This window comes from Vibrio sp. CJQ_6, assembly GCF_043106745.1.
GTDB classification, from domain to species: Bacteria; Pseudomonadota; Gammaproteobacteria; order Enterobacterales; family Vibrionaceae; genus Vibrio; species Vibrio furnissii.
Window position 1 is genome coordinate 749,064 of sequence record NZ_JBICMV010000008.1, and the last position, 13,395, is coordinate 762,458.

A 13,395-nucleotide genomic window follows, 5' to 3' on the forward strand; every position below is an offset into this window, starting at 1 on the left:
ATGCGAAAGGTCAGCGTCGGAGCGTTCACAGGCAAACATAAGTTTACTGGAAGCTTAGTAGATAAATTATCAATATGAGATATTAGTTCAAAAAAGTACCAATGATTAATTCCCTTAGTTATTGACACCTTAGTGAATTTTTGAGTTTAAGCTCTACTTATTGAGTTGCGTGTCAATATCGGTCTCACTAACTTTAAATCATGAGAAATTGTGAACCGGGTGTTGGGTCAGTGGGGCCGGACGCCTCATCGCATGTATAAAGGACATACGCTCATGAGTACTCGAACCCTAACTCCATTTATGTTGGCTAACGTAACCTTAATCATTGATCGTCAGGGTCAGTTTCGGGAGCAAGCGGCTGGTGAACCTTTGAGACCGGGCGATGTCGTCGTGCAAGTGAGCGACGATCCATCACCGACCGTCACCGCAGAATTAGTCAATCCTGGCAATGCCGCACCGACCAATTTGGATGGTGAAATTGCCCAGATCCTTCAACAAATTGAACTGGGTGTCGACCCGACCCAAAACCCTGATTTGGCAACTGCTGCCGGGGGCCAAAATGGGTCGAGTCCTACCGCATCAGGTACGGTAAACCGGACTGGCGATGAAGTGTTGGCGTCTACCAGTTTTGAAACCCAAGGATTAGAAAGCTTGGGTTTGTCATCAACCCAAAGTATTGCGCTGGTTGATCTGGTGAGTGATACCGTTTCTGCCGTGATTGATACGCCACCAACATTTGACCCCAATGATCCCGACAATGATGCAGGACCGCGTTACAGCTTCAGTTACGATGAAAATCGCTCGGATAGCGACGTGATCGGGACGGTGCAAGCCACCGATGCAGAGGGGGAAAGCGTGACCTACGCCATTACCACCAATGTGTTTGATTCCGACAATAATGCGCTGTTTGAGATTGATGCAGAGAGTGGTGAAATCAGTCTGACCGCTGCCGGTGTTGCTGCGTTTGCTAATGATTATGAAGAAACGCCTAACGTGCATGACATTATTGTCACCGCGACAGAAGTTGACGGATTAGGTGAGCAGAACACAACCAGTGTCCTTGTGGAACTGAGTGAACGAAATCTGGATGAGTTTGCCCCAGAGTTCGACCCGAACGATCCGGACAATCCAGATGGCCCACGTTACGTGTTCTCGTATGACGAAAACAGCAGTGATGCGTATGTGATTGGGACTGTTTCGGCGACTGACGGCGATGGCGAAGCGGTGACCTATTCGATCACCACCAACGTGTATAACGATGCCGATGAAGCGCTGTTTGAAATTGATGTCAACAGCGGGGCAATTAGTTTAACGGCCGCTGGCGTGACGGCGTTCTCTAATGATTACGAGACCACGCCGAACATGCATGACCTCGTGGTGACCGCCACAGAAGTGGCGGGGTTGGGCGATCAAAAATCCACCGACATTCCCGTGCAGCTCAACGAACTGAATTTGGATGAGTTCGCTCCAGAGTTTGACCCGAACGATCCGGACAACCCAGATGGCCCACGTTACGTGTTCTCGTATGATGAAAACAGCAGCGATGCGGATGTGATTGGGACTGTTTCGGCGACCGACGGCGATGGCGAAGCGGTGACCTATTCGATTACCACCAACGTGTATAACGATGCTGATGAAGCGCTGTTTGAAATTGATGCCAACAGCGGGGCAATCAGTTTAACGGCCGCTGGCGTGACGGCGTTCTCCAATGATTACGAGACCACGCCGAACATGCATGACCTCGTGGTGACCGCCACAGAAGTGGCGGGGTTGGGCGATCAAAAATCTACCGACATTCCTGTACAGCTCAACGAACTGAACTTGGATGAGTTTGCGCCGGAGTTTGACCCGAACGATCCGGACAACCCAGATGGTCCCCGTTACGTCTTTTCGTATGATGAAAACAGCAGCGATGCGGATGTGATTGGGACTGTTTCGGCGACCGACGGCGATGGCGAAGCGGTAACCTATTCGATCACCACCAACGTGTATAACGATGCTGATGAAGCGCTGTTTGAAATTGATATCAACAGCGGGGCAATTAGTTTAACGGCCGCTGGCGTGACGGCGTTTTCCAATGATTACGAGACCACGCCGAACATGCATGACCTCGTGGTGACCGCCACAGAAGTGGCGGGATTGGGGGAACAGAAATCCACCGACATTCCCGTGCAGCTCAATGAGCTGAACTTGGATGAGTTTGCCCCAGAGTTCGACCCGAACGATCCGGACAACCCAGATGGCCCCCGTTACGTGTTCTCGTATGATGAAAACAGCAGCGATGCGGATGTGATTGGGACCGTTTCGGCGACCGACGGCGATGGCGAAGCGGTGACCTATTCGATCACCACCAACGTGTATAACGATGCCGATGAAGCGCTGTTTGAAATTGATACCAACAGCGGGGCGATCAGTTTAACGGCCGCTGGCGTGACGGCGTTCTCCAATGATTACGAGACCACGCCGAACATGCATGACCTCGTGGTGACCGCGACGGAAGTGGCAGGGTTGGGGGATCAGAAATCCACCGACATTCCCGTGCAGCTCAACGAACTGAATTTGGATGAGTTTGCGCCAGAGTTCGACCCGAACGATCCGGACAATCCAGATGGTCCACGTTACGTGTTCTCGTATGATGAAAACAGCAGTGATGCGGATGTGATTGGCACCGTTTCCGCGACTGACGGCGATGGCGAAGCGGTGACCTATTCGATCACCACCAATGTGTATAACGATGCCAATGAAGCGCTGTTTGAAATTGATACCAACAGCGGGGCGATCAGTTTAACGACCGCTGGCGTGACGGCGTTCTCTAATGATTACGAGACCACGCCGAACATGCACGACCTTGTGGTGACCGCCACAGAAGTGGCGGGGTTGGGCGATCAGAAATCTACCGATATTCCCGTGCAGCTCAATGAGTTGAACTTGGATGAGTTTGCCCCAGAATTTGACCCGAACGACCCGGATAATCCAGATGGCCCACGCTACGTGTTCTCGTATGATGAAAACAGCAGTGATGCGGATGTGATTGGGACTGTTTCCGCGACTGACGGCGATGGCGAAGCGGTGACCTATTCGATCACCACCAATGTGTATAACGATGCCAATGAAGCGCTGTTTGAAATTGATACCAACAGCGGGGCGATCAGTTTAACGGCCGCAGGTGTGACGGCGTTCTCCAATGATTACGAGACCACGCCGAACATGCACGACCTTGTGGTGACCGCCACAGAAGTGGCGGGGTTGGGCGAACAAAAATCTACCGACATTCCTGTACAGCTCAACGAGTTGAATCTTGATGATAACGCGCCAATTTTTGATGATGCCTATGTATTTACGTATCAAGAAGACAGTGACGAGACACATGTGATTGGCACCGTGTCAGCAACGGATGCTGACGGTGAAAATGTATCTTACAGCATTAAAACTAATGTTTACGATAGCGAAAATAGAGCGCTGTTTCGGATTAATTCAACGACGGGCGCTATCTATCTGACCTTAGATGGCGTGAACGCTTTTACCAATGACTATGAACTAGAATCCAATATTCACAATCTGGTCGTAACCGCGACTGAAGTGGCTGGGTTGGGTGATGTGAAATCCATCGATGTAGATGTCGTGCTTAAAGAGCTGAACCTGAACGAGCCACCGGTTGCAGAAGACTTCACTGTATTGCTGGGAGAGAGTTCTGAAACAACGATTGTGTTTGATTCTGACGTGGAAGCGGACGACCACATTTCCGACGTCGATGATGACTTTACCGACACGCAATTGAGCATCGTGATTACCTCACTACCAGACAGTGGGACCTTGTTGTATACCGATGAAAACGGTGTGACTCGAGAATTAACGGCTGCAGATGTTTATGTGGCAAATCAAGTCGGCGACCCAGTGCTGTTCAATCCCGACAACATTACCTTCGTTCCAGAAGGCAATGAAGTTGTCATTGGTTCAACAGAAGATGGCGAATTGGTTAAGGTTGATGACGATTATCAATTTGTTCTTGATAACGGCAATGTTATCTATATCTCTGCATACAAAACGATAGGGAATGACGAACAAGTCTCGCAACAAGTGACGTTGATCGACACAGTGCAGCAAGGGACAGGGCTGTCGGTGGCATCGGGTAACGGGATCAACACGCAAGATACGTTGCATGTCGATTTGAATGAAAACCCGTTGTATACCGTTACGTTTGGTGTCGACGGTTTGAATACCAATCATGCGGCCACGGTAACCTATTATCTCGCCAATGGAGACACCTATACGGAGACCTATCTGGGCGATGGCGAATACACTTATTCGGCGCCGTCAGATAGCCCCGTCGTTGGGTTGGACTTCACTGCTTCGGATAACGATGGTTCATCCGGTTCAAACTATGTGGTGACGCATTTGTCGGGTACCGAAACCGTGGTGGATAGCACCAGCTTCACGTATCAAGCCGTTGACTCGGACGGTGAGTTCAGTAATGAAGCGACAGTGACACTTGAGGCTGACAGTTCGACGCCGTCATACCATGTGTTCTCTGCGCAAGATGGCGAACCTGTGCTGAATGCCACAGCGGGCAATGATGTGCTGATTGGTGATGCGCAAGCCAACGTTTTCACTTGGTTGGATGACGCATTGGATAACAGCATTGATGTGGTGAAAAACTTTGAGTTGGGCACAGACAAACTTGATTTGTCGGCCGTACTGGATGGGGGCACTTTCGAAGATTTACTCGACCAAATTGAAGTGGTGGTCGGTGATGAAGATGTCACCTTACAGGTGTCCTACGATTCGGGACAAACGCAGTCGATTGTGATCGATAACGGGGTCGAAATCTTTGACATCACGGGGGCGTTATCTGACGCTGCTGCGGATACATTACTGAGTCAAATAGTTAAAAACGAAACCGTTTAACGGATGCAAATCATCAAGCCCTTATTCATGCGATAAGGGCTTGCTATTGGTTGGATTTTATAACGTTCTGAATAATAGATAACTGTGATATTTCCTGTTGAGTTAGTTGTTATTTGGTGGAGAAAAATGATTGCGGATGAGACACGTTTTGTGTTAACTTCCGCAGCAATCTCGGACAGTGCTTCCGAGGGATACGCGTAGTGACCATTCAGGCTGATTGGGACATTACGTAGGGTAGGTATCAGTAAGTCCTTTTACTGATAGACGGGATACTCTTGCTGTGGGAACAGCATGTGAATGGGATACCCAACATTGAACTCACTTAACTTACACACATTAATCAGCTTTGTACTTCCTCTATGCCCTGTTCGTCAGGACAGCAGCATAACCGAACCTTGATTCCTGTTTTTTTGTGATTTGTCATCAAGCTGATGACCTGCAGTATTTCCGAATTTGTCTGAGGACTCAGTCGGAACGTTTTGCTATTTGTCATTTCTCAAAAACAACGAACAGCCGAGAAATGAACAGCGGTTTAACCATTCAAGGGGACGAAGATGAGTACAGCCTTTGAAGTCGATAACACTATCGCAACCATGTTTACCAACCAAGTACCAGTTCTAGAAGGTACTTATGACCTTACTCCAGATGAAGTTTTGATTGAACAAGCAGAGCACGAATCTGAAGTACGTTCATACCCACGCCGTATACCTATCGCCATCAAACAAGCGTTTGGCTGTTTGGTTGAAGACACGCGCGGTCAGATCTTCCTAGACTGTCTGGCGGGCGCAGGTACTTTGGCACTGGGTTACAACCACCCAGAAATCAACCAAGCTCTGAAAGATCAACTGGATTCAGGTCTGCCTTACCAAACGCTGGATATTGCAACCAAAGCAAAAACCAACTTTATCAAAGCAGTAAAAGCATTCCTGCCGGAAGAGCTGGGTAATAACTGTGTGATTCAGTTTTGTGGTCCATCCGGCGCTGACGCCGTAGAAGCCGCAATCAAACTGGCAAAACAAACCACCGGCCGCAATACCATGTTTGCGTTCCGCGGTGCATACCACGGTATGACCAACGGTACGATGGGGATGATGGGTAACCTGAATACCAAAGCACGTCGTACTGGCCTGATGTCTGACGTTCACTTTATGCCATTCCCATACAACCTACGTTGTCCGTTTGGCCTAGGTGGTGATGAAGGCGCGAAAGCCAGCATCCGTTACATCGAGCGTCTACTGAACGACGACGAAGCGGGCATCATGAAGCCAGCGGCGATCATCGTTGAACCGGTACAAGGTGAAGGCGGTGTTATTCCTGCGCCAGCATTCTTCCTGCGCGAACTTCGCCGCATCTGTGACGAATACGGCATCCTGCTGATTTTTGATGAAATCCAGTGTGGTGTGGGTAAATCTGGCTACAACTTCGCTTTCGAAGAAGCGGGTATCGTACCGGATGTACTGTGTTTGTCGAAAGCGATCGGTGGCGGCATGCCAATGTCTCTTCTTGTGATCAACAAGCAGCATGACACATGGCGTCCAGGTGAACACACGGGTACATTCCGTGGTAACCAGCTGGCAATGGTCTCGGGTGCCAAAGCACTGGAAATCATTGAGCGCGATAACCTGGTTGAACAGGCAAACATCAAAGGCCAATACCTACGTATGGGTCTGGAAAAAATTCAAAGCCGCGTGAACTGCATTGCAGAAGTACGTGGTAAAGGTTTGATGCTGGGTCTGGAAATTCAAGATCCAAGTGGCGAATTGAACAAATTTGGTGAGCCAAAATCGGCACCTCAACTGACTCTGGGCATTCAGCGTGCAGCGCTGGAGCGTGGTTTGATGGTTGAAAAAGGTGGCCGCGAAGGTTCTGTGATTCGTTTCCTTCCACCGTTGATCATCTCTTTTGAGCAGATCGACTTCGCCTTGCGCACACTGGAAGAAGCGATTCTTGCCGCTGGTGGCGGTCAGAAAGATCCAGAACAAGCAAACCAAGAGTGGAAAAAACACTTCATTCATACCGGTCACATGGGCAGCCAAGAGTTCTCACAAGTGATGAACCACACCACTGCTGCAATGAAAGCCGTATTTGAAGAAGTGAACGCGCCGTATTCAGGCATCGACCCGAAAGCGCTAGAAGAAGCGATTTACGCGGTTGATCTGGATAACAAAAACGCATCGCTGAAAGACGTGATCTCTGACACTGCGGAACTGGTTGCGAAGCACTCAATCATCGTTCAGCACCCAGACTGCATTGCGCACCTGCACACACCACCCCTGATGCCTTCCGTTGTTGCGGAAGCGATCATCGCATCGCTGAACCAATCCATGGATTCATGGGATCAGTCGTCTGCGGCAACGTTTGTTGAGCAGAAAGTGATTGACTGGATGTGTGAGAAGTACGAACTGGGCGCGCAAGCGGACGGTATCTTCACCAGTGGTGGTACGCAGAGCAACCAAATGGGCCTGATGTTGGCTCGCGACTGGATTGCGAATAAACTGAGCGGTCACTCGATTCAGAAACTGGGTCTGCCAGAGTACGCGGACAAACTGCGTATTGTGTGCTCGAAGAAATCTCACTTCACTGTTCAGAAGTCTGCTTCTTGGATGGGTCTGGGTGAGAAAGCCATCTTGGCGGTTGACGCGCTACCAAACGGTACAATGGATGTGACGAAGCTGAACGCTGTTGTTGAACAAGCGAAAGCGGAAGGTCTGATCCCATTTGCGATCGTTGGTACGGCAGGTACAACGGACCACGGTGCAATCGACGACTTGGTAACCATCGCTGATGTTGCAGAGCAGCACGAGATGTGGATGCACGTTGACAGTGCTTACGGCGGCGCGCTGATTCTGAGCAGTCATAAAGCTCGTCTGAGCGGCATCGAACGTGCGCAATCAGTGAGCGTGGACTTCCACAAGCTGTTCTTCCAAACCATCAGCTGTGGCGCATTGCTGCTGAAAGATAAAAGTAACTTCAAGTTCCTGCTGCACCATGCAGATTACTTGAACCGCGAACACGATACACTGCCAAACCTGGTAGACAAGTCGATCGCGACCACAAAACGCTTTGACGCTCTGAAAGTGTTTATGACCATGCAAAACGTGGGTCCTAAACAAATGGGCGCAATGTACGATCACTTGCTTGACCAAACTCAACAAGTGGCCGAATTGGTTCGTCAGCATAAAGCCTTCGAGCTTTTGGCTGAACCATCTTTGTCTACTGTGTTGTTCCGCGCAGTAAACAGCCAAGCGTCTGATATGGATGAATTGAATAAAGTCGTTCGTATGCAGGCATTGGTACGTGGTGTCGCTGTACTTGGCGAAACCATTGTGGATGGCAAAACTGCCTTGAAATTCACAATCTTGAACCCATGCTTGAAGATTTCGGACTTCGAATCTTTACTGGCTAAAATTGAAACTCTAGCGGAAGAGCTAGCGAAATAAAGGTAAACGGATACTATGTCAATTCTACAGATTGGGGCGGGCGGCGTTGGCTGGGTTGTCGCACATAAAGCGGCACAAAACAACGACGTGCTGGGTGATATTACCATTGCTTCTCGTTCAGTTGAGAAGTGTGAGAAGATCATTGAATCAATCAAGGGCAAACAAAACTTGAAAGATTCTACTAAGAAGCTAGAAGCGCGAGCAGTAAATGCTGACGATGTTGACGCACTAGTAACGTTAATCGAAGCGGTCCAGCCTGATCTGGTGATCAACGCTGGCCCGCCTTGGGTTAACGTACCAATCATGGAAGCCTGTTACCGTGCAAAAGTGTCCTATTTGGACACTTCTGTTGCGGTGGATCTATGCTCTGAAGGCCAGCAAGTGCCAGAAGCGTACGATCCTCAGTGGGCATTCCGCGAAAAATTCAAACAGGCAGGCATCACCGCAATTTTGGGCGCTGGTTTTGATCCCGGAGTGGTGAGTGTGTTTGCAGCGTATGCCGCAAAACACCTGTTTGATGAGATTGATTCCATCGACGTGATGGACATCAACGCGGGCGACCACGGCAAGAAATTCGCGACGAACTTCGATCCTGAAACCAACATGTTGGAAATTCAGGGCGACTCTTTCTTCTGGGAAGAGGGAGAATGGAAGCGCGTACCATGCCACTCTCGTATGATGGAATTTGATTTTCCTCAATGTGGTCCTTTCAAAGTGTACTCAATGGCACACGATGAAGTTCGCTCACTAAAGGAATTTATTCCTGCAAAACGTATTGAGTTCTGGATGGGCTTCGGTGACCGTTACCTGAACTACTTCAACTGCATGCGTGACATTGGTCTGCTCAGTCCGGATCCGATTGCACTTCAGGATGGCACCGTGGTTCAACCATTGCACGTTCTGAAAGCACTGTTACCGGATCCGACCTCTTTGGCTCCAGGATACAGCGGTTTAACCTGTATCGGTACTTGGGTTCAAGGCAAGAAAAATGGTGAACAGCGTAGCGTATTCATTTACAACAACGCTGATCACGAAGTCGCTTACAAAGATGTTGAGCATCAGGCGATTGCATACACCACGGGTGTACCAGCAATCACGGCTGCGCTGCAATTCTTCCGTGGCGAATGGGCTGACGCTGGCGTGTTTAACATGGAGCAGCTCAACCCAGACCCGTTCCTCGAAACCATGCCGTCGATCGGCTTGAGCTGGAACGTGCAGGAATTACAACCGAGCCAACCGGTGATCAACATTCTTGATTGATCGAAGCGACTAAAAGGCATAACACCTTTTGGTTCTGAAACAAACAGCCGTCATTCGTGATGGCTGTTTTTTCCATTTTAAAGATTCAGAAACTGTTGCGATTAATGCGCAGCATTTAGGAACCGACACGATGCAAAAAAACGAACTCAAAACCCCATATTTCATGATTGACGAAGGCAAGCTGATTGCGAACCTCGAAATTGCGAAACGCTTGAAAGACATTTCCGGTGTAAAACTGGTACTGGCACTGAAGTGCTTCTCGACTTGGGGTGTTTTTGACATCATCAAACCGTACCTGGACGGTACAACCAGCTCTGGCCCATTTGAAGTCAAACTCGGCCACGACACCTTCGGCGGCGAAACACACGCCTACAGCGTGGGTTACAGCGAAGACGACGTCAAAGAAGTTGCCGACATCTGTGACAAAATGATTTTCAACTCACAGTCTCAACTGAGTGCGTACCGTCACTTGGTAGAAGGCAAAGCGTCATTGGGCTTGCGCTTGAACCCAGGCGTTAGCTATGCGGGTCAAGATTTGGCGAACCCAGCGCGTCAGTTTTCGCGTTTGGGCGTACAAGCCGATCACATTGATCCTGCGGTCTTTGAAACCATCAATGGCGTCATGTTCCACATGAACTGTGAGAACAAAGATGTGGATGCGTTTATCCACCTGCTGGATTCCATTTCAGAGCGTTTTGGCGCGTACCTGAACACATTGGATTGGGTGAGCCTCGGCGGCGGTGTCTTCTTCACTTGGCCGGGTTACGATGTGGAGAAACTGGGCCTCGCTCTGAAAGCCTTTGCTGAAAAGCACGGCGTGCAGCTTTACCTAGAACCGGGTGAAGCGGTGATCACCAAAACGACCGACCTGGTCGTGACGGTGGTGGACATCGTTGAAAACGGCATGAAAACCGCCATTGTTGACTCAGCAACCGAAGCGCACCGTTTGGACACGCTGATCTACAAAGAGCCAGCATCAGTATTAGAAGCGAGCGAGAGTGGCGAGCACGAGTACGTGATTGGCTCTTGTTCGTGTTTGGCGGGCGACCAATTCTGCGTTGCGAAGTTTGATGAGCCGCTCAAGGTCGGTCAAAAACTGCATATTCTCGACAGCGCAGGTTACACCATGGTGAAACTGAACTGGTTCAACGGCCTGAAAATGCCATCGGTTTACTGTGAACGCACCAACGGTGACATTCAGAAACTGAACGAATTTGGTTACGACGATTTTAAACGCTCACTCTCGTTGTGGTCGGTTAAATAATCGTTCGCTGATGAAAAAATCCACCGCATGCGGTGGATTTTTTGTTTGGCATCTAAAGCTTAAAGTGCAACAACTTCTCATCGAGCTGGCGTGACAGGTCGGCGAGTTTTTCACTCTCTTCGGCTAAGTAATTGGCGGCTTGTGACATTTCCAATGCGGCGTCGTTAATGCCACTGACGTTGCGATTCATCTCTTCTGCCACTGCGCTTTGTTCTTCTGCTGCGGTCGCAATTTGGGTCGCTTTATCGCTGACGTGCTGAATGTGATTCACTATCAATGACAAATCGCTGCCCGCATTTTCAGCGCGCTCTACGCTGCTGTAGGCCAAATCTTGACTGGTTTGCATCGCACTCGCGGTGGTGACCGCCAATTGTTGTAGGCGATTGATGGTGGTTTGAATTTCATCGGTCGAATGGTGAGTGCGGCTTGCCAAATTGCGCACTTCGTCTGCGACGACGGCAAAGCCACGGCCTTGCTCGCCAGCTCGCGCAGCTTCAATTGCCGCGTTTAAGGCCAATAGGTTCGTTTGTTCGGAAATGCCGCTGATGACGGCGGTCACTTCGCTGATCTGCATGACGCCTTCTTTCAGTTTATTGACCTGTTCGGCCGCAATTTCCAATTCATTAGACAGCGATTTGATGCTGTCGACACTGGAATGCACATCTTTGTCGCCAAGGCCCGCTTCGTTACTGGCATCGAGCGTATCACGTGCTGTTTCTTCGGCGTGTCCGGCGACATCGGCCACGGTGGCGCTCATTTCATTCATGGCGGTGGCGAGTTGGCTGAGCTGATCACGTTGGCTGACGACGGCTTGGCTGGTCTCTTCCGCGGATGAGGAAATGCGAATCGCCGCTTCAGCAACTTCATTGGCCGAGTTCACCGACTCCAACAATGCCCCGCGCATGGCGGCCACACTTTCGTTAATGCGTGTGGCAACGATACCAATCTCATCTTTGCCTTGTACTGGAATGGTGGCGGTTAAATCGCCTTGAGCCACTTTTTTCATCGAATCTTTGATCAGTTCCAACGGGCGTACAATGGCGCGGCTGATGACCACGCCGAACGCTGCCATGACGATAATCGCCACGAAGGTCGCAATCGCCATGGTCCAAAACTGGCGTTCTACCGCGTGCTCAATATCATCCAACAACATGCCGGAACCGAGTACCCAGCCCCAAGGTGCAAATCCATGCACCGCGGAGAGTTTGTCGGCCTCTTTACCGGCCGCGGTCTGCCAAGGGTAGGTGAGCACGCCATGTTGACCGCCTTTCGCCAAATCCACCATGGTGTACCAGAACCCATCTTCACCGCTGCGTTGTTCGCCCATCTGCTGCCCAACCAAGTCTTGGCGCAGTGGATGTACAAGCATTTTTCGCGTTTCATCCAGCACAAACAGATAGTTGTTACCATCGAAACGAATGGCATTGATCAGTGCCTTGGCTTGTTTTTGCGCGTCGTCTTTGGGCAGGGATTGTTCTAGAAAACTCACTTGGGACAAGGTGCTATTGATGACCGCGTATAGCCGAGCTTCTCGTTCTGCGATCAAATTGTGTTTGAGGGCGGTGGCTGCAATGAATAGCAGACTGATAAACCCAATGATGCTGACCAACAGAATAATTGCCAGCTTATAGCTGACCTTGATGTTTTTGAGCTTCAACATGATGTTTTCTACCTAGCCAAAGTTGTATGTGCTTTCTCGTTACAGAGTGCTGTTTATTAGAATAATGTTGGAATCGAGATCCCGAATTAAGCGTGGTAGAAAAGTGCGAGAATTCAAACGAATCGGACGAGAGTGTTATCTGGTTCAAGAAAATTAGGTGTCACTGATGAAAAAGGGAGGCCAAAGGCCTCCCGTCGAAATGATACATTCGTGTGTGCTGTTAGGCTTCGAGGATGACTCGGGTGTCTTCACTCAACGCTTCTAGCTCTTTGGCGACATCTTCGATGTCAATTTCTGGTGGTAAGCGAATCGCCATGTTGGCGGTAAATAGGCTGGAGCTGACGCCACCACCACCCGCAATAAAAACGCGTTGGCAGTCCATATCCAAAATGCTGATGCCTTGGCCATCCAACACATGAGTGATGTCGTTGACAATGCCGTAACGGTCATTGGCATCGAGGCGTAATTGGTAAATCGTATCTTCTTTGAGTGGTCGCGTATCGCAGTCGACGATATTCACCATCAAATCAGGGTAGGATTGGAATGCGTGTTTAACAACGTTTGCTTTGGCAAGCGGCATTTCAACCTTAATCACGGCTGCCACTTGATCTTCAATGAAATTTACTTTGCTGATTAACCACTTACCATCGTTCTCATGCGTAATGGCAGCCAGTTGTTTAATCGTGGACGGCGTGGCAGTTCCCACAAAGTTTACAATAAATGTACAAGTCATAATGGCCTCCGAACTTCACTTGGTCACTCTATCTTTGAGTTTAGGTGTTATGCGTCGATAAGGATTGACGAAAGTCAATTTTTTGGACGACAACGATGGGCAACTTTCAATACTTCAATCCTCTGCACAAATT

The 13,395-nt window shown here is 49.5% G+C and carries 6 protein-coding genes; 4 read left to right on the forward strand and 2 right to left on the reverse strand.

Annotation, left to right across the window (positions count from 1 at the left end; all coding sequences use genetic code 11):
- Positions 1-273: 273 nt before the first annotated feature.
- From ACF8PK_RS05640 to nspC, 4 genes are all read left to right on the forward strand, one after another.
- Complete coding sequence (locus ACF8PK_RS05640) at positions 274-4,905, forward strand: cadherin repeat domain-containing protein (RefSeq protein ID WP_392440459.1); 4,632 nt, start codon at positions 274-276, stop codon at positions 4,903-4,905.
- Positions 4,906-5,459: 554 nt separating this feature from the next.
- A complete protein-coding gene (locus ACF8PK_RS05645; protein ID WP_158140718.1) occupies positions 5,460-8,345 on the forward strand; it encodes a pyridoxal phosphate-dependent class III aminotransferase in 2,886 nt (961 codons plus the stop codon).
- 15 nt (positions 8,346-8,360) lie between these two features.
- On the forward strand, positions 8,361-9,605 hold the full coding sequence (locus ACF8PK_RS05650; protein ID WP_004725628.1) for a carboxynorspermidine synthase: 1,245 nt from the start codon (positions 8,361-8,363) through the stop codon (positions 9,603-9,605).
- A 130-nt stretch (positions 9,606-9,735) separates the two neighbouring features.
- Complete coding sequence (gene nspC, locus ACF8PK_RS05655; RefSeq protein WP_392440461.1) at positions 9,736-10,869, forward strand: carboxynorspermidine decarboxylase; 1,134 nt, start codon at positions 9,736-9,738, stop codon at positions 10,867-10,869.
- A 52-nt stretch (positions 10,870-10,921) separates the two neighbouring features.
- Here nspC and ACF8PK_RS05660 read toward each other — a convergent pair whose 3' ends face one another.
- Positions 10,922-12,529: a methyl-accepting chemotaxis protein gene (locus ACF8PK_RS05660; protein ID WP_014204979.1), complete on the reverse strand. Its 1,608-nt coding sequence runs from the start codon at positions 12,527-12,529 to the stop codon at positions 10,922-10,924.
- Positions 12,530-12,749: 220 nt separating this feature from the next.
- Positions 12,750-13,262 (reverse strand): glycine cleavage system protein R, encoded by a 513-nt coding sequence (locus ACF8PK_RS05665; protein ID WP_004725634.1) that lies wholly within the window; start codon positions 13,260-13,262, stop codon positions 12,750-12,752.
- Positions 13,263-13,395 lie beyond the last annotated feature (133 nt).

Bases quoted from the DNA above. Each gene is read 5' to 3' on its own strand.
- nspC (WP_392440461.1), top strand. From the start codon at position 9,736: ATGCAAAAAAACGAACTCAAAACCCCATATTTCATGATTGACGAAGGC.
- ACF8PK_RS05640 (WP_392440459.1), top strand. From the start codon at position 274: ATGAGTACTCGAACCCTAACTCCATTTATGTTGGCTAACGTAACCTTA.
- ACF8PK_RS05665 (WP_004725634.1), bottom strand. From the start codon at position 13,262: ATGACTTGTACATTTATTGTAAACTTTGTGGGAACTGCCACGCCGTCC.
- ACF8PK_RS05650 (WP_004725628.1), top strand. From the start codon at position 8,361: ATGTCAATTCTACAGATTGGGGCGGGCGGCGTTGGCTGGGTTGTCGCA.
- ACF8PK_RS05660 (WP_014204979.1), bottom strand. From the start codon at position 12,529: ATGTTGAAGCTCAAAAACATCAAGGTCAGCTATAAGCTGGCAATTATT.
- ACF8PK_RS05645 (WP_158140718.1), top strand. From the start codon at position 5,460: ATGAGTACAGCCTTTGAAGTCGATAACACTATCGCAACCATGTTTACC.